The sequence below is a fragment of the Streptomyces sp. NPDC058086 genome (genome assembly GCF_042885015.1).
GTDB lineage: Bacteria > Actinomycetota > Actinomycetes > Streptomycetales > Streptomycetaceae > Streptomyces.
This window is the reverse complement of record NZ_JBHVST010000010.1, coordinates 44,862-66,610: the sequence shown is the minus strand read 5'-3', so window position 1 is coordinate 66,610 and position 21,749 is coordinate 44,862. Positions and strand designations below refer to the sequence as shown.

Annotated in this window: 16 protein-coding genes and 1 tRNA gene; 6 read left to right on the top strand and 11 right to left on the bottom strand. The window is 70.8% G+C overall.

The genetic code is table 11. The features are described 5' to 3' along the window. Nucleotides 1-80: 80 nt before the first annotated feature. The 5 genes from ACFVWD_RS10475 to ACFVWD_RS10455 all read right to left on the bottom strand — a co-directional run bounded on the left by ACFVWD_RS10475 (nucleotide 81) and on the right by ACFVWD_RS10455 (nucleotide 4,477). Entirely contained in the window at nucleotides 81-671 is a 591-nt protein-coding gene (locus tag ACFVWD_RS10475; RefSeq protein WP_358733416.1) for a 50S ribosomal protein L25/general stress protein Ctc, read from the bottom strand. Between the two features lie 161 nt (nucleotides 672-832). Further along, a complete protein-coding gene (locus ACFVWD_RS10470) occupies nucleotides 833-1,807 on the bottom strand; it encodes a ribose-phosphate diphosphokinase (protein WP_389595014.1) in 975 nt (324 codons plus the stop codon). A 149-nt stretch (nucleotides 1,808-1,956) separates the two neighbouring features. After that, entirely contained in the window at nucleotides 1,957-3,405 is a 1,449-nt protein-coding gene (glmU, locus tag ACFVWD_RS10465) for a bifunctional UDP-N-acetylglucosamine diphosphorylase/glucosamine-1-phosphate N-acetyltransferase GlmU (RefSeq protein WP_389595013.1), read from the bottom strand. A 117-nt stretch (nucleotides 3,406-3,522) separates the two neighbouring features. After that, nucleotides 3,523-3,593: transfer RNA gene (locus ACFVWD_RS10460), tRNA-Gln, on the bottom strand. Nucleotides 3,594-3,604: 11 nt separating this feature from the next. Beyond that, nucleotides 3,605-4,477, bottom strand: a complete 873-nt coding sequence (locus ACFVWD_RS10455; protein ID WP_389595012.1) for a hypothetical protein — start codon at nucleotides 4,475-4,477, stop codon at nucleotides 3,605-3,607. A gap of 167 nt (nucleotides 4,478-4,644) precedes the next feature. Between ACFVWD_RS10455 and ACFVWD_RS10450 the strand changes: the two genes are divergently transcribed. Next, entirely contained in the window at nucleotides 4,645-5,952 is a 1,308-nt protein-coding gene (locus ACFVWD_RS10450; RefSeq protein ID WP_389595010.1) for a sensor histidine kinase, read from the top strand. A gap of 237 nt (nucleotides 5,953-6,189) precedes the next feature. Here the strand turns inward: ACFVWD_RS10450 and ACFVWD_RS10445 are convergent, their stop codons facing one another. After that, on the bottom strand, nucleotides 6,190-6,723 hold the full coding sequence (locus ACFVWD_RS10445) for an SUKH-3 domain-containing protein (protein ID WP_389595008.1): 534 nt from the start codon (nucleotides 6,721-6,723) through the stop codon (nucleotides 6,190-6,192). 81 nt (nucleotides 6,724-6,804) lie between these two features. Then, nucleotides 6,805-7,314 carry a YwqJ-related putative deaminase gene (locus ACFVWD_RS10440; protein ID WP_389595006.1) on the bottom strand — a complete coding sequence of 170 codons (510 nt, stop codon included), beginning with the start codon at nucleotides 7,312-7,314 and terminating at the stop codon, nucleotides 6,805-6,807. A 228-nt stretch (nucleotides 7,315-7,542) separates the two neighbouring features. On the opposite strand from ACFVWD_RS10440, the gene ACFVWD_RS10435 reads away from it, so the two are divergent. The 3 genes from ACFVWD_RS10435 (at nucleotide 7,543) to ACFVWD_RS10425 (ending at nucleotide 12,548) form a co-directional block, all read left to right on the top strand. After that, nucleotides 7,543-8,529 (top strand): SMI1/KNR4 family protein, encoded by a 987-nt coding sequence (locus ACFVWD_RS10435; RefSeq protein WP_389595005.1) that lies wholly within the window; start codon nucleotides 7,543-7,545, stop codon nucleotides 8,527-8,529. Nucleotides 8,530-8,536: 7 nt separating this feature from the next. Beyond that, entirely contained in the window at nucleotides 8,537-11,473 is a 2,937-nt protein-coding gene (locus ACFVWD_RS10430) for an SUKH-4 family immunity protein (protein WP_389595003.1), read from the top strand. A 187-nt stretch (nucleotides 11,474-11,660) separates the two neighbouring features. After that, a complete protein-coding gene (locus ACFVWD_RS10425) occupies nucleotides 11,661-12,548 on the top strand; it encodes a cellulose-binding protein (RefSeq protein WP_389595002.1) in 888 nt (295 codons plus the stop codon). A 114-nt stretch (nucleotides 12,549-12,662) separates the two neighbouring features. Here the strand turns inward: ACFVWD_RS10425 and ACFVWD_RS10420 are convergent, their stop codons facing one another. From ACFVWD_RS10420 to ACFVWD_RS10410, 3 genes are all read right to left on the bottom strand, one after another. Next, a complete protein-coding gene (locus ACFVWD_RS10420) occupies nucleotides 12,663-14,273 on the bottom strand; it encodes a cation acetate symporter (protein WP_389595162.1) in 1,611 nt (536 codons plus the stop codon). Between the two features lie 32 nt (nucleotides 14,274-14,305). Then, entirely contained in the window at nucleotides 14,306-14,803 is a 498-nt protein-coding gene (locus ACFVWD_RS10415) for a DUF485 domain-containing protein (protein WP_389595000.1), read from the bottom strand. Nucleotides 14,804-15,015: 212 nt separating this feature from the next. After that, entirely contained in the window at nucleotides 15,016-16,530 is a 1,515-nt protein-coding gene (locus tag ACFVWD_RS10410; RefSeq protein WP_389594998.1) for an MFS transporter, read from the bottom strand. A 388-nt stretch (nucleotides 16,531-16,918) separates the two neighbouring features. Between ACFVWD_RS10410 and ACFVWD_RS10405 the strand changes: the two genes are divergently transcribed. Both ACFVWD_RS10405 and ACFVWD_RS10400 read left to right on the top strand, forming a co-directional pair. Continuing rightward, nucleotides 16,919-17,707: an ABC transporter ATP-binding protein gene (locus tag ACFVWD_RS10405; RefSeq protein ID WP_067376193.1), complete on the top strand. Its 789-nt coding sequence runs from the start codon at nucleotides 16,919-16,921 to the stop codon at nucleotides 17,705-17,707. Next, nucleotides 17,704-20,271 (top strand): ABC transporter permease, encoded by a 2,568-nt coding sequence (locus tag ACFVWD_RS10400; RefSeq protein WP_389594996.1) that lies wholly within the window; start codon nucleotides 17,704-17,706, stop codon nucleotides 20,269-20,271. Before ACFVWD_RS10405 ends, ACFVWD_RS10400 begins: the two co-directional genes overlap by 4 nt. 109 nt (nucleotides 20,272-20,380) lie before the next feature. Here ACFVWD_RS10400 and ACFVWD_RS10395 read toward each other — a convergent pair whose 3' ends face one another. Further along, on the bottom strand, nucleotides 20,381-21,697 hold the full coding sequence (locus ACFVWD_RS10395) for a DUF2079 domain-containing protein (protein WP_389595160.1): 1,317 nt from the start codon (nucleotides 21,695-21,697) through the stop codon (nucleotides 20,381-20,383). Between the last annotated feature and the right edge of the window lie 52 nt (nucleotides 21,698-21,749).

The following is a 21,749-nucleotide window of genomic DNA, read 5'->3' as shown; positions in this document are numbered from 1 at the left end:
TGTCCTTGATACGCGGCAGCCGCCGCTCCGGAAGGGAGCGGCGGCCGACACAGATGAAGATTCCGGGGGAATCAGGCCGATCAGGCTTCGGCGGCCTCGGTGCCCGCGGCCTCGCCCTCGGTGGGCTCCTCCGCCTGGGCGGACAGGACCTGCAGGACGACCGCGTCCTCGTCGATCGCCAGCGTGGTGCCCTTGGGCAGCGGGATGTCCTTGGCGTGGATGGAGGCACCGGCCTCCAGGCCCGCGATGGAGACGGTGACCGACTCCGGGATGTGGGTGGCCTCGGCCTCGACCGTGAGGGTGTTCAGCACGTGCTCGAGCAGGAAGCTGCCCGGGGCGAGCTCGCCCTCGGTCTGCACGAAGACCTCGACGGTGACCTTCTCGCCGCGCTTCACGGTGAGCAGGTCGACGTGCTCGAGGAAGCCCTTGATGGCGTCGCGCTGCACGGCCTTCGGGATCGCCAGCTCGATCCGACCCTCGATGTCCAGGGTGAGCAGAACGTTCGGCGTACGCAGGGCGAGCTGCAGCTCGTGGCCCGGCAGCGTGATGTGGACGGGCTCGGCACCGTGGCCGTAGACCACGGCGGGAACCTTGCTGTCACGGCGGATGCGGCGGGCGGCGCCCTTGCCGAACTCGGTACGGGTCTCGGCGGCGAGCTTGATCTCGGACATGTGCACTCCTCGTAGATCTGGGGAAGGGGGTCACCCGGCCAAACAATCGGCCTGCTACGAAGAGCGCGTCGATAACGGACCGCCGCACAAAAAAGTGCGGCCTCCCTCGCCGAGCAACTTGAGCAGTCTACTCGGCAGGGAGGCCACACCCAAAAGGATCTTTACTGCTCCTCGAACAGGCTCGTCACCGAGCCGTCCTCGAAGACCTCACGGACCGCGTTGGCGATCGTCGGCGCGATCGACAGGACCGTGATCTTGTCGAGCTCCAGCTCGCCCGGGGTCGGCAGGGTGTCCGTGAAGACGAACTCGCTGACCTTGGAGTTCTTCAGACGGTCGGCCGCCGGGCCGGAGAGCACACCGTGCGTGGCCGTGACGATGACGTCCTCCGCGCCGTGCGCGAAGAGGGCGTCGGCGGCGGCGCAGATCGTGCCACCGGTGTCGATCATGTCGTCGACGAGGACACAGACCCGGCCCTTCACGTCACCGACGACCTCGTGGACGGTGACCTGGTTGGCGACGTCCTTGTCGCGGCGCTTGTGCACGATCGCCAGCGGGGCGTCCAGGCGGTCGCACCAACGGTCGGCGACGCGCACCCGGCCGGCGTCCGGGGAGACGACGGTGAGCTTCGACTTGTCGACCTTCGCCCCCACGTAGTCCGCCAGGATCGGCAGCGCGAAGAGGTGGTCGACCGGACCGTCGAAGAAGCCCTGGATCTGGTCGGTGTGCAGGTCGACCGTGAGGATCCGGTCGGCGCCCGCCGTCTTCATCAGGTCGGCGATCAGACGCGCCGAGATCGGTTCACGTCCACGGTGCTTCTTGTCCTGCCGCGCGTAACCGTAGAAGGGCACGATCACGGTGATGCTCCGCGCGGAGGCCCGCTTCAGAGCGTCGATCATGATCAACTGCTCCATGATCCACTTGTTGATGGGAGCCGTGTGGCTCTGCATCAGGAAGCAGTCGGCGCCGCGCGCGGACTCCTGGTAGCGGACGTAGATCTCACCGTTGGCGAAGTCGAAGGCCTTCGTCGGGACAACCCCGACACCCAGCTTATGGGCGACCTCCTGGGCAAGCTCGGGGTGGGCGCGGCCGGAGAAGAACATCATCTTCTTCTCGCCGGTCGTCTTGAACCCGGTCACAGCACTGTCTCCTCAGAGGTGTCTCAGCTGGGGCATGAGGACTCTTCTCAACTGGAGCGCGAGAAGCCTTCTCAGCTGGGGGTGCGGGTGTGCATTTATGCGAGTGTGCATTTATCACGGTACGCCGTGTCAGGCGCACCTGTTTCCGGTCAGGCTTCGCCCTCCGGCTCCCGGGAGGCCGTCTCCGCCGCCTTCGCGGCCGCGCTTCCGGGACGCTTGCGGGCCACCCAACCCTCGATATTCCGCTGCTGGCCACGGGCCACGGCCAGCGAACCGGGTGGTACGTCCTTGGTGATCACGGAGCCCGCCGCGGTGTACGCGCCGTCCCCGACCGTGACAGGAGCCACAAACATGTTGTCCGAACCGGTACGGCAGTGGGAGCCCACGGTGGTGTGGTGCTTCTCCTGTCCGTCGTAGTTCACGAAGACGCTCGCCGCACCGATGTTCGAGTACTCGCCGATCGTCGCGTCGCCCACGTAGGACAGGTGCGGGATCTTGGTGCCCTCGCCGATCGTGGCGTTCTTCGTCTCCACGTACGTGCCGATCTTGGCCTTCAGGCCGAGGCGCGTGCCCGGACGGAGATACGCGAACGGGCCCACGGACGCCTGCGGCCCGACCTCGGCGCCGTTGGCGACGGTGTTGTCGACGCGGGCCCCCGCGCCCACCGTGGTGTCCTTGAGGCGGGAGTTGGGGCCGACCTCGGCGCCCTCGGCGAGGTGCGTGGCGCCCTGGAGCTGGGTGCCCGGGTGGACGATCGCGTCCTGCTCGAAGGTGACGGTCACGTCGATCCAGGTCGAGGCGGGGTCGACGACGGTCACTCCGGCGAGCATGGCCTCGGTGAGCAGCCGGTCGTTGAGGATGCGGCGGGCCTCGGCGAGCTGGACGCGGTTGTTGATACCGGCGATCTCGCGGTGGTCGCCGGCGACGGCCGCCCCGACCCGGTGCCCGGCCTCGCGCAGGATCCCGAGGACGTCGGTCAGGTACTCCTCGCCCTGGCTGTTGTCCGTCCGCACCTTCCCGAGCGCGTCCGCGAGGAGCTGCCCGTCGAAGGCGAAGACCCCGGAGTTGATCTCACGGATCGCGCGCTGCGACTCGTTCGCGTCCTTGTGCTCGACGATCGCGGTGACCGCGCCGCTGGCGCCGTCCCGCACGATGCGGCCGTAGCCGGTGGCGTCGGGGACCTCGGCGGTGAGCACGGTGACGGCGTTGCCGTCGGCGGTGTGGGTGGCGGCGAGCTGCCGCAGGGTCTCGCCGCTGAGCAGTGGGGTGTCGCCGCAGACCACGACGACGGTGCCGTCGACGACGCCGCCCAGTTCCTCCAGGCCCATCCGTACGGCGTGGCCGGTGCCGTTCTGTTCGGCCTGTACGGCCGTCCGTACGCCGGTGTCGATCTCGGCGAGGTGCGCGGTGACCTTCTCGCGGGCGTGACCCACCACGACGACCAGGTTCTCGGGCTCCAACGCGCGTGCGGCCGCGAGCACATGGCCGACCAGGGAGCGGCCGCACAGTTCGTGCAGGACCTTGGGTGTGGCCGACTTCATACGGGTGCCCTCACCCGCTGCGAGAACGACGACGGCTGCCGGAGGATTGACGCTCACGGATATGCCCTTCGGCTTCGGATGGCTGGGGTGTGGACATCCGCAGGATACCGGGGCGTATCAGCAGTGACATGAGAGCGGGCCCTGACAGAGCTGTCAGGGCCCGCTCGATGGGGGCTCCCGGGGAAGGAATCGAACCCTCATTCAATGGACCAAAACCATTTGTCCTGCCATTAGACGACCCGGGATAGTTCGCGCGCTATGTCCGATTCGGCTCATCGGCTTCGCGTGCGGACAACACTATGCCGTACCACCAGCCCTCGATGCGACGGTACAAGTCAGCGCTCTGGCGAACTTTGATGGTCAGGCAGCCACGGTAGGAGGCGCCCACGTTTTTGCGGACGGTCTTGGGGTTGTGCTTCTTGATCGTCGTCTTGTTGAAGGCGGAGCGGTCGGCGCCGACGAGGTTGGCCCAATACTGCTCGGCACCCGCTACGTCGGCGGATTCGTGGATCATGACGCAGTAGCGCACGCGATCGCGCTCAACTCCGAGTAGGTCGAGCCATCGGAGGAAAGTCTCGATCATTCCCGGGTCGCTGTTGACGAAGGTGACGTTCTCGCGACGGTCGTACGGCTTGTCCTTGCTGCCCTCGGCCCAGTACATGCCGACGCCCACCAGGAACAGCTCGCGGTCGGACAAGGTGCCGATCTCCGCGGCCGCGGCCGCCTTTGTCTTCTGCCGTTCCTCGTCCCGTACCGCCAGCTCGTGTTCCCACCGCTTCCGCGACGCCAGCTTCGCCTGCTCCGACGGATCCCGTCGCTCCGGCTTCGGGAGATCCCGTACCCACAGCGAGATGGAGCCCTTCGAGCAGCCCAGCTCCACCTGGATCTGGTCGTACGTCCAGCCCTGGAGCCGTAGCTCGCGGGCCTTGTCGCGGAGGTCGTCCTTCGCGTTCGGGCGCTTGGTCCACTCCGGGGGCGGCTCGCCCTCCAGGAGGCGGTTGAGGATGTCGTTGTTGTCGACGTGGAGGCGGTCGCGGATCTGGCGACGGCTGAGTCCCGCCCGGCGCAGCGCGATCGCTCGGTCGCGCAGGCTCTCGAAATCCGCGTACTTGTTCTGTGGATGTGCCATGGGCATACCGTCCGGGCGGAATGTGATCTTCCGGGGGCGAACGGTGAGGGAATCAGCAGTTCGAGGGATACCGGTGGGTTTCGCTTCTGTTCGATTGCGGAGAGTGGTGTAGGCCAGGAGGTGAAAGTCACCGGAAATGGGGCGGGGTGCGAACGTAGGCTGGACGCATGACCACGACGGGGGAAGAGCACACCGCGGCCGGTACCGGGCCGTGGTGGTGGGTCAGATGGCGTAGTGCCGTGTTGGACGCGAGCCTCGCGTCGGCGTCGGCGGTGGAGTGCGCGATCGAGGGGATTCCGTTCGCGCGGGACGCGGGCCTGCCGGTTGCGGTGGGTGTGGGTTTCGGGCTGGTCGCCGGCTCCGTGCTGTTGTTGCGCCGCCGCTGGCCGATCGCGGTCGTGCTGGTGTCGATCGCCATCACGCCCGCCCAGATGGGGTTCCTGATGGGACTCGTCGGGCTGTACACGCTCGCCGCGTCCGAGCTGCCGCGCCGGATCATCGGGGCGCTCGCGGGGATGTCCTTCGCGGGGATGCTGATCGTCACGTTCGTACGGGCGCACCAGGGCATGGTGCGTGGGGACGTGACGATGGGGGACTGGTTCGTTCCGTTCGTCTCCATCACGACCGCGATCGGGATGACCGCGCCGCCCGTCCTGCTCGGGCTTTACGTGGGGGCGCGGCGGCGGCTGATGGAGAGCTTGCGGGAGCGGGCGGACTCGTTGGAGCGGGAGTTGCAGCTGCTCGCCGAGCGGGCGGAGGAGCGGGCGGAGTGGGCGCGCAACGAGGAGCGGACGCGGATCGCGCGTGAGATGCACGACGTGGTGGCGCACCGGGTGTCGTTGATGGTGGTGCACGCGGCGGCGCTGCAGGCCGTGGCGCGGAAGGATCCCGAGAAGGCCGTGAAGAACGCCGCGCTGGTGGGGGACATGGGGCGGCAGGCGTTGACGGAGTTGCGCGAGATGTTGGGTGTGCTGCGTACGGGGGACGGGTTGTCGTCCGTGCGGGTGCGGGCGGTGCCGTTGGCGGCCGTGGGGGTGGCAGCTGCGGCGGCGGCCTCGCGGGCGGTCGATGACGGGACCGAGGGGCCGAGTCTTGCCGAGCTGGACGAGTTGGTCGGGCAGTCGGCGGCTGCGGGGATGGTGGTGGATCTCTCGGTGGAGGGTGACACCCGGGGGTACGCGGCGGAGATCGAGCAGACGGCGTACCGGGTGGTTCAGGAGGCTCTGACCAATGTGCACAAGCATGCGGCGGGGGCGAAGACGCATGTCCGGCTCGCTCATCGGGACGCGGAGATAGCGATGCAGGTCGAGAACGAGTGTCCGCCGGAGCCGGGGTCGGCGTCGGCCATGCATCTGCCCAGTGGTGGTAACGGCCTGGTGGGGATGAAGGAACGGGTTGCCGCGCTGGGGGGAGTGTTCGTGTCCGGGCCGACGGATTCGGGTGGGTTCCGGGTGTCGGCGGTGATCCCGGCGTAGGCCGTCCGGGGTGCGCGGTCGTCGGCTGCGGGTGGGTGGGGGCTGGTCGCGCCCCGCGGCGGAGCCGCATATGTACACAGCCCCGCGCCCCTGAAGGCCTCCAGCTCATCCGGCGTCTGCGGGCGAGGCCGTTCAGCCCGATGCTGGGGGCCGGGGCGCAGCCTCGCCCCCAGGGGCGCGGGGAACTGCGCGCCAAGCCCCCACCGGCCCGCGGCGGAAGAACCCTTCCCGTGGCGGTCAGGCGACTGTCAGGCGGACCGGGGCGATGCCTGACAGGAGGGTGGTGAGGGCGGTGTCGATCTCGGGGCCCAGGTACCAGTCGCCGGTGTGGTCGAGTGCGTAGACGCGGCCCTCGGAGTCGATGGCGAGCAGGGCGCGGGAGTCGGACTCCTCGCCGAGAGGGCAGACCTCGGTGTCCAGGGCGCGGCCGAGGTCGCCGAGGGTGCGGGCCATGTGGAGGCCGTGCAGGGGGTCGAAGTGGAGCGCGGTGGGGGCGAGCTGGCGGCCGGGTCCGGAGGGCTTCACGCGCAGTCCGCCGAATTCCGCCCATGCCTCCACCGCCGCGGGGAACACGGCGTGCCGGTGCCCCGCGGACGACTCGTGTCCCCGCAGTGCGTCGGCCCAGTACTCGGCCTGCTTTATGTCCCAGCGTCCGGGCTGCCAGCCCGCGGAGCGCAGCGCGGCGTCCACGGGTACGGAGAAGCGTGTTGGGGGTCCCCCCTGCTCGAGCGGAGCCGAGAGCTTGGGGGAGGAGGAGCGGTCGGCGTGCATCTGCCCTTCGTTCGTCGAGGGTCGGGACATCGGCGCGCTGGCGGGGGCGCCGTCGTACGTACGGGTGTGGGGATGGGGGGCTCAGGAGCCGCCGGTCGTCGCGGTCGGGTCGACGACGCGGACGCCGAAGTGGTCGCTGAGCGCCGTGCAGGCGCGGCAGGGTGCGGCGAAGCTGCCGTGCAGCGGGTCGCCGTCCTCGCGGATGCTGCGTGCGGTGAGTTTGGCCTGTCTGAGGGCCTTGCGTGCCTCGCCGTTGGTCATCGGCTTGCGGGCGGCGCGTTTGCTGCGGGTGGCGTCGATGGTGGTGATGTGCCGGGAGATGAGGATCGCTTCGGCGCAGCGGCCGGTGAAGCGGTCGCGTTGCGCGCTGGTGAGGGTGTCGAGGAAGTCCTGGACCAGCGGGTGAAGGGCGGGCGGCTGGTCGCCGCGGGCGGCGGTGCCGGTGAGGGTGGCTCCGCGCACGGAGAGGGCGGCGGCGACGGTGGGAAGTATGCCGTCGCGGCGGTGCAGGAGGGTGGGTGCGTGGGCTGCTTCGGCACTGCTCCAGCCGACCCGGGGGTCCCCGGACGTGCCCGTATGTGTCGCGTTCATGATCGTTCTTCCCTCCCGTGCATCCCCCGATGCGGCTACAGACTGCCAAATGGCGTGGCGGGTGCGGAAGCTGGGGCGCGCGACACGCCCGGGCTTCGTCATACCGTCACGGCGGGGTGACGGCAGGTCACGGAACTGGAGGCCCGGTGACCGGTGTCTTCCGACCGCATAGGCTGTCGATATCCGCGATCCATACAGCTATTGAGAACGCCGCAGGGGGCAACCGCCATGACGACAGGTCGGCTCGGGCAGCAAGCCGCGCCGCCGAACGCGGCCTACGCCGGGCAGGTCGTGCATTTCCCGGATCCGGTCCGGGCCACTCGCCACCCCAGAGGTGTACGGGTCGACGCGCACGGCTATCCCGACTTCTCGCCGTACGCGCGTGCCGCCGCGGAGATCGCCGAACCCCCGGAGGGTTTCGGCGTGGACGAACTGCGGTTGACGGACTACGTGTCGGCGAACGCCGCGCTCGCCGCCTCGGGGCACGACCTGTGGGACACGATTGCGCCCGTGGCCACTCCGCATGGCTGGACCTGGCACCACGTGCGGGGCACGCGGCGCCTGGAGCTCGTCCCCGTGGAGGTCAAGGCGCTGTTGCGGCATCACGGCGGTATCGCGACGACGGCCGTCGATCACGGCAAGCGGGGGACGCGGCCGTTGCAGGACACGCGGCCCGCGCACTTCGGGCTGCCGAAGTCGTCGGTCGCGGTGAGCGAGCAGCAGGTGCTCGGGGTCGAGGAGGATCTCGGCTATCGGCTGCCGGGTGCCTATCGGTCCTTCCTGAAGGCCGCGGGCGGGTGCGCGCCGGTCGGTGCCGTGCTCGACGCGGAGCTGGGTCTGCTGGTGGACCAGCCGTTCTTCACGGTGCGCGAGGAAGCCGCCGTGAACGACCTCGTCTACATCAACAAGTGCCTGCGCGACCATCTGACCAAGGATTTTCTGTGCGTCGGATTCGTGCAGGGCGGCCTGCTCGCCGTCAAGGTGAAGGGTGACGCGATCGGGTCGGTCTGGTTCTGCGCGTACGACGATGCCCGCGACCAGGACGCCTGGCCGCCGGCCGAGCGCGTGCAGCGGCTGTTGCTGCCCTGCGGCGCCGACTTCGACCAGTTCCTGTCCCGGCTCGCGGGCAATCCGCCGGAGTTGGCGACGGTGGCGAACCTGATGGTGGACGGTGGCTTCGCGCGCGCCGTTCCCGTCTCTTCCCTGGGGGAGTGAACGTCCGATGGTGACCTTCGCGCAGGCGCAGGAGCGCGCGGAAGAGTGGATCAACGGCGAGGTGCCCGGGTACCAGCACCGTGAGGTGCGGGTGCGGGAGTTCGAACTCGGGTTCGTGGTGTGGGCCGAGGACCGCGTCGACGGTCCGCGTTCCGACGGCGGCGCGCAGCGGCTCGTCATCGCGCGGGACAGCGGGGAGGCGACGCTCTGGCCCGGACTGCCGGTCGGTGAGGTGATCCGCCGGTACGAGGAGGAGTACGGGGTGCCGCAGGCGGCCCCGGAAGCGGCTCCGGCGCCTCCGGCCCGGGTCGATCTGAACCAGACGTCGTTCTTGTTGAGCCCTCCGGAGTGGTTGCAGGAGGCGGCGGACAAGCTGGGCATTGCGGATCGGCGGGCGGGTGCGACGTCCGGCGGTGCGAACGGTGCGGGCCCCGGCGCGGGCTCCCATGCCAACGGGGCTTCCGCGGCCGGTGGTTCGACGACGTCTTCCCCCTCTTCTCCCCCTGCCCCTTCTTCCCCTTCTTCCCCCTCTTCTTCTCCTTCGGACGCGCCGCCGTGGCCCGCCGCCGCGGCCGGTGACGAGCGGGACGCGGGTCCGCGGGACGCCGTGGGGGCGCCGGGCGTGCCGGCTTCGGCGACTCCGTGGGCGGGGACGGACACCGCCGGGGACGGGGGCGAGGACCGTTCCGTGCCGCTGCCGGCGACCGTGTTCGCGCCGCCGCTGGCCGACGTCGACGACAAGGCGGGTCCGGGTACGCCGCCCGGTGTGACCCCGGACGCCAAGACGGCTCTGATGTCCGGCGGCAGCCAACTCCCGCGCACGGCGCAGGCGCCCGCGGTCGACACCCCCGCGGCCCCGCCGTCGTACGGCTACCCGCAGGCCGGCCCGGGTGCACCGGGCATGCCGGGCACGCCGCCTCCGGGTGTGCCGGCTGCTGGTGCTCCGGGTGTGCAGGTTCCTGGTGTTCCGCAGGGCACGCCTCCTTCCGGACCGTCGGCCGCGTACGGCTACCCGCAGGGGCCCGGCGGTGCTCCCGGGACGCCTCCTCCTCCCCCTCCGCCTCCGGGCGGTCCGCAGGGCACGCCCCCGCCCGGTGCGCCCGGGTACGGGTATCCGCAGGGGCAGGCCCCCGTCGCGCCGCCGCGGCCGCTGCCGCCGAACGCCGGTGACATCGCCGACGCCGCGACCAGCAAGGCACAGGCGCCGCCGAGGGGCGCGCGGGGTGGGGGTGTGAGCGCGCCGCCTCCGCCGAGCGCCCCGGGCGTACCGGGTGCGCGGCCGGGGAGCGCCCCTCCGCCCCCGCCGCCGTCGTCCGGGCCCGGTGCTCCGGGCACCCCGGCGGGCGGGTACGTACCGACGCAACTCGTCTCGCAGCTCGGCCCGAACGGGCCCGGAGTTCCTGGTGCGCCTGCCGCGCCCGGCGCTCCGCAGCCTCCGGGTGGTACGCCTCCCGGGGGTGTCCATCACGCCGCGACCATGCTGGCGGGTCCGCCCGCGGGCGCTCCCGGCGCGCCCCAGCCTCCGGGTGCGCCCGGTGCGCCCGGTGTGCCTGCCGCGCCTGGTGCGCCTGGTGCTCCGCAGCCTCCGGGCACCCCGCCCCCGGGCGGTGTCCACCACGCCGCCACCGTGCTGGCCGGTCCTCCGGTCGGCCCCCCGGTCGCCGGTCCCGGTGTACCGCCGCCCCCGCAGGCCCCCGGCATGCTCCCGGGCGCGCCGCAGCCGATGCCGGGACAAGCCATGCCCGGTCAGCCGATGCCCGGTCAGCCGATGCCGGGACAAGCCATGCCCGGTCAGCCGATGCCCGGTCAGCCGATGCCGGGACAAGCCATGCCCGGTCAGCCGATGCCCGGTCAGCCGATGCCGGGACAAGCCGTGCCCGGTCAGCCGATGCCCGGACAGCCCATGCCCGGTCAGCCGATGCCGCCCCCGGGGCAGCAGCCTCCGGCGTACGGCTACCCGCAGGCCGGTCAGCCGACCGTCGGGCCGGGGTATCAGGCCGTACTGCGCTACCGCGCGCAGGACGGTTCCGAGCAGCAGTTGATCCGGCGCTCCGCGCCGGGGACCCCGCACCCCGAGTGGCAGATCCTGCACGAGCTGCGCGCGATGAACGTGCCGCCGCAGCAAGTGCTGGAGCTGCACACGGAGTTGGAGTCGTGCGAGCTGCCGGGCGCGTACTGCGCGCGGATGATCCGGGAGAGCTGGCCGCAGGCGCGGATCACCAGCATCGCGCCGTACGGCACGGATCACGCGAGCCGTCAGCAGGGCATGCACCAGCTCCTCGCGCACCAGGGCGAGTTGCACCAGGTGGCGGACGGTCCCGCGCGTCCGGCGCCGGTGCGTACGCCGATTCCGCCGGTGCAGCCCGCGCCGCCGGTTCCGCCGGAGGCGATCGGGCAGGAGCTGGCGGCGGCGTTCGGGCCGGGTCTGTTCCGGTTCGACCAGGCCGCGGTGTCGCGTCAGGGTGTGCCGAACATCGTGGCGCACACTCTGGTGGTGGCCGGACTGCCGGTCGACATGGGCCCGTTCTTCTGGGCGCAGGCGCAGCCGGGCCGTCCGGTGCCGACGCTCGCCGAGCTGGCGCAGGAGCGTGGGGTGCAGCCGGCCGCGGACGCGGGCTCGTACCTCGTCATGGGCAGTGACTTCGGCAAGGCGATCTGTGTCCAGTACGGCACCGCGAACATCGTGGCCGTGCCGGTGGAGGCGGGTCCGGGCGGTTCCTCGGTGCCGCCGCAGTTCGTGAACACGGGGCTGCCCGAGTTCGCGCGCTGTCTGGCGCTGCTCGGCCGGATGTGGCGGCTGCGGTTCGGGCTCAACCAGGAGCAGGCGGGCCGCTGGACCGTCGACTTCCAGGCGCAGCTCGCCTCGCTCGACCCGGCGGCGCTCGGCTCGCCGGAGAGCTGGTGGTCGGTGCTGTTGGAGCAGATGTGGGACGGCTTGCTGTGATGCGCCGCTGAGTGTCCGTCAGGGAGCTGAAGGGGTTGGACCCGGTCGTATGACCGGGTCCAACCCATTTTTTACGCAGCTGACCGCTACGAATGCGCGGAGTGTCGCGTTATGAACACTTACGCCTGATCCACCAAGATATGCGCCAAATCGTGTTGTACGTCGCACAGTGGAGAGGGGTCCAGAGATGAGCAGCGCATCGGTGTCGCCGCACGGCTTCGTGGCCGTACGGGGGCGCGGTTACCGTCCCGAGCAGGTCGACGCGTACTTCGCTGCGCTCTCGGGGGGCCGCGACACCGCCTGGGAACGGGCCGCCCGGCTGACCGTCCTGGCCAAGGAGATGGACACGGAGGTGGAGCGGCTCCGGGAGGTCGTGGCACGGCTGACCCCGCAGACGTACGAGACGCTCGGCGAGCGTGCCTGCCGGATTCGCGAGCTCGGCGAGGAGGAGGCCGCGGCGGTGCGCGAGAACGCGCGGAGCGCGGCCCGGCTGGCCGTCGAGGACGCCGAGGCGGAGGGGCGCCGGGTGCGTGAGGCGGCGCAGGCGTACGCCGACGAGCTGCACGGCGAGGCCGAGGAGCGTGCCCGGCACGGCCTCCTCGCCGCCCGCGCCGAGGCCGACGAGATGCGGATCGCGGCCCGCCGCGCGGTCAAGGAGGGCCGGGGGGAGGCGCTGGCGGCGCTGCGCGAGGTGCGGCAGCGCACCGAAGGCTTCCTCGACGGGCAGGAGAAGGAGCACGCCGAGCGCTGGGAGGAGGCGGAGCGTGCGGCGGTGGAGCGGGCGGCCGCGCTCGACGCGCACCACGTGAAGCGGGAGGTGCGCGCCGAGGCCGCGCTGGTCGAGGCCGAGCGTGCCTTGGCCGAGGCCCGGGAATTCGCTCGGCACGGGCAGGAGGATGCGACGGCGCGGGCCGCTGAGGTGTTGGCCGAGGCTCGTGTTCGTGAGGAGCGGATCGTTCGGGAGACGGAGCGGGTGCTGCGTGAGCACGGGGAGCGGTGGGACGACGTACGGGCGCAGATGGATCAGGTGCGTACGGCTCTCATGACGCTGACTGGGCGGGCACCGGTGGAGTAGTGGGTGGGCGAGGTGTGGGTTGTTCTTACGCTGCGGGCGGGGTGTGGCTGGTCGCGCCCACGCGGCGGAGCCGCAAAATGTCAACGCCTCGCGCCCCTTGCGGGGCGCTGACCCTTACGGCGTTCTCCGTACCGCCCCCGCCAGGATCCACCCCTCCACCGCCTCGTACTGTCTGCGCTGTTCCTCCGCCTTGCGGCGCCCGGAGATCACCGTCCCCAGCCACCCGTAGGCGAAGCCCAGGGGAATGGACACGAGGCCGGTGGTGGTGAACGGGAACCAGTTGAAGTCGGCCTCGGGGAAGGCCGAAGTGGGGGAGCCGGAGACCAGGTTGGTGCCGGTCATGAGGATCAGGACGGTCAGCGTTCCGCCGATGAGGGTGCACAGGAGGCCCGTGCGGGTGTAGCGGCGCCAGAAGAGGCCGTAGACCAGCGCGGGCGCTATGGCCGAGGCACCCAGGCAGAACGACAGCGTGACCAGGGGTTGCAGGCTGCGGTGCTGGACGAGGGTGGCGAGCAGGATCGCCGGCGCGCCGACCGCGAGCGCGGAGACCCGGGCGAGGGTCATCTCGCGGCGCGGGGACAGCTCCCGGATCCGCCCGGCGAACACGTCGTGGGCGAGGGAGTTGGCGCAGGCGAGGATCATCCCGGCGACCGAGGCGAGGAGCGTGAGGAAGATCGCCGTCGTCACGGTCGTGAAGAGGAGGGTCTCGGCTGTCGACACGTCCGGTCCGAACGCGGCCCTGGATCCCAGCAGGTACGCCGTGTTGCCCTGCGGGTCGGCGGCCGCGATCACGGACCGTCCGATCAGCGCCGTGGCCCCGAACCCGACGACCGTGATGACCAGCACGAAGACGGCCACGCAGGGCACCGCCCAGGACATCGAGCGGCGGACCTGACGGGCGCTGCCCGCGGTGTACATGCGCATGGTGATGTGCGGCAGGCAGGCGCCGCCGAGGACCACGGTCAGCTCCGAACTGATCATGTCGATACGGGGGCTGGGCCCGCCCGCGAACTGCAGGCCGGAGTGGAGGAAGGCGGTCCCGACGCCGCTGTTGCGGGCGGCGGTGTCGAACAGGGCCCCGGGGTCCCAGCCGAAGCGCTGCAGGATGAGGGCGGCGACCACGGTGCCGGAGCCGAGCAGCATCACGATCTTCAGGATCTGGATGAGGGCGGTGCCCTTCATGCCGCCGATCGCCGCGTAGCTGATCATCAGCGTGCCGAGGCCGATGATGCAGCCGGTCTTGAGGGAGTCGCTGGAGAATCCGAGGATGAAGGCCAGCAGATCGCCCGCGCCGGCGAGTTGGACCAGCATCAGCGGCAGCAGGGCGACGAGGGTCGCGGCGCACGCCGTGATGCGTACCGCGCGCCCCGGCATCCGTCGTGCGAGCGCGTCGCCCATGGTGAACCGGCCCGCGTTGCGCAGCGGTTCGGCCAGCAGGAACATCAGCAGCATCAGCGACAGGGCGGTGCTGAGGGCGAGGACGACACCGTCGTACCCGGCGAGGGCGATGACGCCGCCGGTGCCGAGGACGGTCGCGGCGGAGATGTAGTCCCCGGCGATGGCGAGGCCGTTGCGCATCGGCGACAGGGAGCCGTAGCCCGTGTAGAACTCGTCGAGGTCGTCGCGGTCAGGGCCGGTCATCACGCACAGCAGCAGTGTGATCGTGGCGACGGCCGTGAACGCCACGAGTGACATGGCCCGTGCGGAACTGCTGAACCCGACCATGCTCGTCAGGGCGGTCACCTCGGGTACCTGGCTCATCGGGTCGCCTCCCGCTTCGCGTCCAGCTGGGTCTGCCGGCGGATCCGGTCCGCGATCGGGTCGACGCGCCGGCGCGCCGTGTACTCGTACAGCCCGATCGCCAGGCAGGTCACCGGCACCTGGAGCAGGCCGAGCAGCAGTCCGGTCGGCAGTCCGCCGGACACCTCGCTCGACATCAGCCCCGGCGCGAACGCCGACAGGAGGAGGAAGAGGGTGAAGTAGCCGAGCGCGGTGAGCGTCGCGACCCGCCGTTGCCAGCGGTAGGCGCCGCGCAGGACGCGGATGTCGCTGTGCCTGCCGAGTGCGTGGTGACGCGGTTGTCGCGTTCTCTCGGGCTCGGGTGGCTGGGGCTGCGGTTGCCAGGGATAGGTGAGGTGCGAGGGGGGCGTGCGGTGGGGGGACGGGTACGGGGACGGGTGCGGCGGTGGGTAGAGCGGGTCGTACGGCGGCTGGTGCCGCCTGTGGTGCTCGGGGGACGAGAACGCGTCTTGCATCCCGTGATCTCCTTGCGTGGCTCGGGCCCGGTGCGGACCGCAGGGAGTTGGGGGGTGGGCGAAGGACGCACGCTACTCGCAGGTAGCCGGTATGCGTGAGGCTTTCACCAAACTGAGCGGTCGGTATGCGCTTACTTCGGTGACCCGGGGTGTTACCCGTGTTTACACCGGGCGTTCATCAACGGTTCACCCAGCCCTCGGCTTGAGTCTCGTCAGTCCCCGGGATTCTTGATGACCGGAAAACGCCGCGGTGCCACGAACAGCAGGACCAGGAAGGCGAGTGCGGCGGCGCCTGCCGCGCCCAGGTAGACGGCGTGGACCGCGTCGGCGACCGCGTGGCGCACATGTTCGGCGGGCGCGCCCGAGTCCAGCGCCCGCGTCACCGCGTCCAGGTCCCCGGCGCCGCCGAGCCGCGCGGCCAGCACCCCGTTGGCGATCGCGCCGAACAGGGTCGCGCCGACGGTCTGGCCGGTCTGGCGGCAGAAGAGGACCGACGCTGTCGTCGTGCCGCGTTCCTCCCAGCCGACCGTCGACTGGACGCCGATGATCAGGGGGAGTTGGAAGAGGCCCAGGGCGCCGCCCAGCAGGAGCATCAGCAGGGCCGGCTGCCAGGGCTCGCCGGGATAGGGCAGGAAGGGGAAGGCGAGCAGGATCAGGGTCGCGGCGGCGATGCCGAGCATCGCGGTGTTGCGGAAGCCGATCCGCCCGTAGACGTGCTGGCTGAACGCCGCCGACACCGGCCAGCTCAACGTCCACACGGAGAGCACGAATCCGGCGGCGACGGGTGCGAGGCCGAGGACCGCCTGCGCGTACGTGGGCAGGAACACCGTGGGGGCGACCATGAGCAACCCCAGTGCGCCGAGCGCCAGGTTGACAGCCGCGATCGTGCGGCGCCGCCACACCCACCCGGGGATGATCGGCTCGGCCGCCCGGCGTTCGATCACGACCACGGCACCGATCAGCGCGAGTCCCGTACCGAACAGGGCGAGCGACGGGGCCGACAGCCAGTCCCAGGCGACCCCGCCCTGCACCAGCGCGGTGAGCAGCACACCGCCGCAGGCGAAGACGGCCAGCGCGCCCGCCCAGTCGATCCGGGGGCGGCGGCCGGAGGACTCCCTTACCGGCTCGTGCAGATGGCGGACGATCAGCCACAGCGCCAGCGCGCCGATCGGCAGGTTGATGAGGAAGATCCAGCGCCAGTCGGCGTACGCGGCGAGAACCCCGCCGAGGGAGGGGCCCGCGATCGCCGAGGTCGCCCACACCGTGGACAGCTTGGCCTGGATCTTGGGGCGCTCCTTGAGCGGGTAGAGGTCCGCGGCGAGCGTCTGCACCGTGCCCTGCAACGCGCCGCCGCCCAGACCCTGCACGATCCGGAAGGCGATGAGCGCGGCCATGTTCCAGGCGGTGGCGCACAGCAGCGAGCCGAGGAGGAAGACGGCGGCGCCCGCGACGAGGACCGGCTTGCGGCCGAAGGTGTCGGAGAGCTTCCCGTACACCGGCAGGGTGACCGTCACCGCGAGCAGATAGCCCGAGAACAGCCAGGAGAAGACGGAGAAGCCGCCGAGGTCGCCGACGATCTGCGGTACGGCCGTGGAGACGATGGTGGAGTCGAGCGCGGCCAGCGCCATGGAGAGCATCAGGGCGGCGACGACGGCACCCCTGCGGCTGCGCGAGGCCGATGGGCGCTTCGTCGCCGCGGCCCGTATTCCGGTGTCCCCCTGGCCCACTGGAGCGCCTCCCCTGATCGGTTCCCCCTGCAACTATCCGCCGTCCCCCACCATCTCACTTGACCTTCACGTAGCGGGAGGGTGGACGCTGACTGGGACCGAGGGTGGAGGCAACCCCGAGAGCGACTCCACCGAAGGGTGGACTGCCCCTAGGGGTCTCTCCCCACTAGGGCTCGGGGGGCGTTCGTACCGGCGGAGGACGAGACGGGGCGGGGCCGTCCTTAACCTGGCTTTATGCCGCTGAGGGCGGTGGGCCGGACCCACGGGGGTGGGGTTTTCCCCCGTAGAAGACTGCGCTGGGCACCAGCGCGCCGGACCACCCCCCGCCACCAGACTTACCGACGTAGCGAAGAGCACTTCGTCCGCTGACCGACATAGGAGATACACCGTGACATCGGCTGTGACCATTCCCAGGCACGGGGGCACTGGAGGGCGTACGGCCGTTGCCGCGCGGGCGCGGCAGGTCGTCAAGGCGTACGGGTCCGGAGAGACCCGGGTCGTCGCCCTGGACCAGGTCGACGTGGACATCGCGCGGGGGCAGTTCACCGCGATCATGGGCCCCTCGGGGTCCGGCAAGTCCACGCTGATGCACTGCCTCGCCGGACTCGACACCGTGACGAGTGGCCAGATCTACCTCGACGAGACCGAGATCACCGGACTCAAGGACAAGAAGCTCACGCAGCTGCGCCGGGACCGGATCGGGTTCATCTTCCAGGCGTTCAACCTGCTGCCGACGCTGAACGCGATAGAGAACATCACGCTGCCGATGGACATCGCGGGCCGCAAGCCGAACAAGGGCTGGCTCGACCAGGTCGTGGAGACCGTCGGACTCGCCGACCGGCTCAAGCACCGGCCCAGCCAGCTCTCCGGCGGCCAGCAGCAGCGCGTCGCGGTGGCGCGGGCGCTCGCCGCGCGGCCCGAGATCATCTTCGGGGACGAGCCGACCGGAAACCTCGACTCCCGGGCGGGCGCCGAGGTGCTGGGCTTCCTGCGCCGCTCGGTGGACGAGCTCGGCCAGACCATCGTGATCGTGACGCACGACCCGGTGGCGGCCTCGTACTCGGACCGCGTGCTGTACCTCGCCGACGGCCGGATCGTCGACGAGATGTACCAGCCGACGGCCGATCAGGTCCTCGACCGCATGAAGGACTTCGACGCGCGGGGGCGTACGTCATGACCGTCCTGAAGACCTCGATGCGCAACTTCTTCGCGCACAAGGGGCGGATGGCGCTGTCGGCGGTGGCGGTGCTGCTGTCCGTGGCCTTCGTCTGCGGCACGCTGGTGTTCACCGACACCATGAACACGACGTTCGACAAGCTGTTCGCCGCCACCTCCTCCGACGTCACCGTCTCGCCGAAGGCGGCCAAGAGCGACAGCACCCCGCAGAACGGCAGGCCCGACTCGCTGCCCGCCTCGGTCCTGGAGCGGGCCAAGAAGGCGGAGGGCGTCAAGTACGCCGAGGGCGCGGTCAGTTCGATGAACGTGACCGTCGTCAACAGCGCCAACAAGAACATGGGGTCGAGCACCGGGGCCCCGACGATCGCCGGCAACTGGACCCGCAACGACCTGCGTTCGATGGAGATCACCTCCGGTCGCGCCCCGCGCGGGCCGACCGAGACGATGGTCGACGCCGACACCGCCGACAAGCACCACCTGGGGCTCGGCGACGAACTGCGCACCATCGCCGTCACCGGTGACTTCAAGGCCCGGATCGTCGGCATCGCCACCTTCAAGGTGACCAACCCCGGCGCAGCCGTCGTCTACTTCGACACCGCCACCGCCCAGCGCGAACTGCTCGGCACCACCGGCCGGTTCACCCACATCAACCTCTCCGCCACCGCCGGCGTCACCGACGACACGCTCAAGCAGAACGTCATCTCCTCGATCGGCGCCGGCGCGTACAAGGTGCAGACACAGAAGGAGTACTCCGACGAGAACCGCTCCGGAGTCGGCTCCTTCATGGACGTCATCAAGTACGCCATGCTCGGCTTCGCCGGGATCGCCTTCCTGGTCGGCATCTTCCTGATCATCAACACCTTCTCCATGCTGGTCGCCCAGCGCACCCGCGAGATCGGCCTGATGCGGGCGATCGGCTCGTCCCGCAAGCAGGTCAACCGGTCCGTCCTGGTCGAGGCGACCCTGCTCGGCGTCTTCGGCTCGATCCTCGGCGTCGGCGCGGGCGTCGGCCTCGCGATCGGCCTGATGAAGCTCATGTCGGCGGCGGGCATGGACCTGTCCACCCGCGATCTGACGGTCAAGGCGACGACCCCGGTCATCGGACTCGTGCTCGGTGTCGTGGTCACCGTCCTCGCCGCCTATCTGCCCGCCCGCCGGGCCGGCAAGGTCTCCCCGATGGCCGCACTGCGCGACGCCGGTACACCGGCGGACGGCAAGGCCGGTCTCGTCCGCGGAATCATCGGCCTGGTCCTCACCGGCGCCGGAACCTTCGCGCTCTTCACGGCGGCCAATGCCGACAAGGCGAGCGACGGTTCGCTGGTGCTGGGTGCGGGAGTCGTCCTGACCCTGATCGGGTTCGTCATCATCGGCCCGCTGCTCGCGGGCGGTGTCGTCCGGGTGATCAGCGCGGTGCTGCTGCGCTTCTTCGGCCCCGTCGGACGGATGGCGGAGCGCAACGCGCTGCGCAACCCGCGCCGCACCGGAGCCACCGGCGCGGCCCTGATGATCGGCCTCGCCCTGGTCGCCTGCCTGTCGGTCGTCGGCTCGTCCATGGTCGCCTCGGCGACCGACGAACTCGACAAGTCGGTCGGCACCGACTTCATCATCCAGGGCAACCAGCGGATCGTCCCGCAGGCGGCGAAGGCCATCGAGACCACGCCCGGCCTGGAACACGTCACGCACTACCGGGACATCGAGGCCAAGATCGTCACCCCCGGCGGCTTCTCGGACAGCGACGGCGTCACGGCCGCCGACCCCACCTACGCACAGGACCTGCACCGCAAGACGACGGCCGGTGAACTGACCGCCGCCTACGCCAAGGACTCCATGTCCGTCGGCTCGGAGTTCGCCACCAAACACCACGTCAAGCTCGGCGACACCCTGACCGTCGCCTTCAAGGGCGGCAGCACGGCGAAGCTCAAGGTCGCCGCGATCACCGACGACGACGTGGTCATCGACAAGGGCGCGCGGTACGTCAGCACCGAGACCATGCGGAAGTACCTCCCGGCCAACCGGATCCCGCCGGACCAGATCATGTTCGCCAGCGCCAAGAACGGCCAGGAGAAGCAGGCGTACGCGGCCCTGAAGAAGTCCATGGAGCAGTACCCGCAGTACCAGGTCCGCGACCAGAGCGACTACAAGCAGGAACTCAAGGACCAGATCGGCCAGCTCCTGAACATGGTCTACGGCCTGCTCGCCCTCGCGATCGTCGTCGCCGTCCTCGGCGTGATCAACACCCTCGCCCTGTCGGTGGTGGAGCGGACACGCGAGATCGGCCTGATGCGCGCCATCGGGATGTCCCGCCGCCAGCTGCGCCGCATGATCCGCCTGGAGTCGGTCGTCATCGCCCTCTTCGGCGCGCTGCTCGGCCTCGGCCTGGGCATGGGCTGGGGTGCCACCGCCCAGAAGCTCCTCGCCCTGGAGGGCCTGAAGGTCCTGGAGATCCCCTGGCCGACCATCATCGGGGTCTTCATCGGCTCGGCGTTCGTGGGCCTGTTCGCCGCCCTGATCCCGGCGTTCAGGGCGGGCCGGATGAACGTACTGAACGCCATCGCCACCGACTAGCCGGCAGCAGCAGCCGCCGCAAAGCCACCGTATACGGGGGTTACGGGGGACGGGCCCGGCCCAGGAGGACATCACCTCCTGGGCCGGGCCCGCGGCCGTACGCGGTGTCTCAAGCGCGCCGCTCCAGGAGTACGTAGCCGTAGGCGGCGCCCACGACGTCGTACGCGGCACGGGGGTGCAGTCGGCCGGCGTACGCCTGGACGTCCTGGATCGAGTGGTCGGAGTCGTCGAGGGCGATGAAGTCCGGGGTGACGCCACCGGTGCCGCCCGTCCAGAAGACCCGGCAGCGTGCGACGAGCCGACTGCTCGGGCCGACGTTCGCCTCGACGCTCGCCCCGTCCGGGACACGCGCCAGCAGCCGTTCGACGGCACTCACGCGCGCGGGCTTGCGATACGCGGCGGGCTCGCCCAGCGCGGACAGCGGGAGCGAGGTCGTCAGCGCGAGCGCGCCCGCGACGACGGCCGTGGGCAGGTGCAGCGCGTACGAGCGCAGCCATGGGCGCGGGCTCCAGCGGGCCCGGGCGAGCGCGTCGGCGAGGGCGAGGGAGAGGACCGGCATCAGGACGGCGCTGTAGTGCCAGTCCGTACCCCAGTAGTGCGGGTCGGAGGAGAGGAAACGCCAGCCCAGGGTCGGCAGGGCGACCAGGAGGAGCGGGGAGCGCAGGGCCAGCAGACCGGTGGTGGGGATCAGCAGCCAGGCGAGGGTGCGGATTTTGGTGCCCAGGCCGTCGAGGGGATCACCGCCCGCCTTGTTCCAGTAGCTGTAGGTGTCCGCGGTGTTGAAGGCAGGGATCACCACCGTGAAGGTGAGCACCGCGGCCAGCACTCCGAGGACGCCGGCCCCGAGCGCCCACAGGGCCGTCCGCGGGGCGGCCCTACGGGCCCGCACGGCCACGACCAGGGCGATCGCGGCCAGGGTGAGCCCGAGGTCCTCCTTGACGAGGACCAGCGGGAACGCCCACAGGAGGGCCGCGCGCCACCGTCGCTCCAGGACCGCTTCCAGGGCGAAGGCGATCAGCGGGACGGCGAAGCAGATCTCGTGGAAGTCGAAGTCGACGGTGCGCTGGATCCCCCACGACAGCCCGTACGCGAGGCCCAGCGCCAGTCCCCGGGAGCGGCCGAGGAGCCGGGCGGCGGCACGGGTGACCGGGACCGCGGACAGGGCCAGCAGCGCGGCCTGGGCGACGAGGAGGGTGACGGGGGTGGGGAAGAGGCGGTAGGCGGGCGCGAGGAGGGCGGTGACCGGGCTGAAGTGGTCGCCGAGGAGGTTGCTGCCCGGGCCCTTGAGATCGGCGACGGGGGCGCGTAGGTGGGCGTAGGCGCGGACGGCCTGCTCGAAGATGCCGAGGTCCCAGGAACGGGTCGCCAGATGCCGCCAGCGGCAGACCGACAGGGTCGCGTACGCGGTGAAGAACAGGACCGCCAGGAGCTGGGGGTCGCGGGGGCGCCCGGGGCCGGCCCCCGACGGCGGAAGCCCC

Bases quoted from the DNA above. Each gene is read 5' to 3' on its own strand.
- ACFVWD_RS10475 (WP_358733416.1), bottom strand. From the start codon at position 671: ATGTCCGAGATCAAGCTCGCCGCCGAGACCCGTACCGAGTTCGGCAAG.
- ACFVWD_RS10455 (WP_389595012.1), bottom strand. From the start codon at position 4,477: ATGGCACATCCACAGAACAAGTACGCGGATTTCGAGAGCCTGCGCGAC.
- ACFVWD_RS10450 (WP_389595010.1), top strand. From the start codon at position 4,645: ATGACCACGACGGGGGAAGAGCACACCGCGGCCGGTACCGGGCCGTGG.
- ACFVWD_RS10445 (WP_389595008.1), bottom strand. From the start codon at position 6,723: ATGCACGCCGACCGCTCCTCCTCCCCCAAGCTCTCGGCTCCGCTCGAG.
- ACFVWD_RS10440 (WP_389595006.1), bottom strand. From the start codon at position 7,314: ATGAACGCGACACATACGGGCACGTCCGGGGACCCCCGGGTCGGCTGG.
- ACFVWD_RS10435 (WP_389595005.1), top strand. From the start codon at position 7,543: ATGACGACAGGTCGGCTCGGGCAGCAAGCCGCGCCGCCGAACGCGGCC.
- ACFVWD_RS10430 (WP_389595003.1), top strand. From the start codon at position 8,537: ATGGTGACCTTCGCGCAGGCGCAGGAGCGCGCGGAAGAGTGGATCAAC.
- ACFVWD_RS10425 (WP_389595002.1), top strand. From the start codon at position 11,661: ATGAGCAGCGCATCGGTGTCGCCGCACGGCTTCGTGGCCGTACGGGGG.
- ACFVWD_RS10420 (WP_389595162.1), bottom strand. From the start codon at position 14,273: ATGGTCGGGTTCAGCAGTTCCGCACGGGCCATGTCACTCGTGGCGTTC.
- ACFVWD_RS10415 (WP_389595000.1), bottom strand. From the start codon at position 14,803: ATGCAAGACGCGTTCTCGTCCCCCGAGCACCACAGGCGGCACCAGCCG.
- ACFVWD_RS10400 (WP_389594996.1), top strand. From the start codon at position 17,704: ATGACCGTCCTGAAGACCTCGATGCGCAACTTCTTCGCGCACAAGGGG.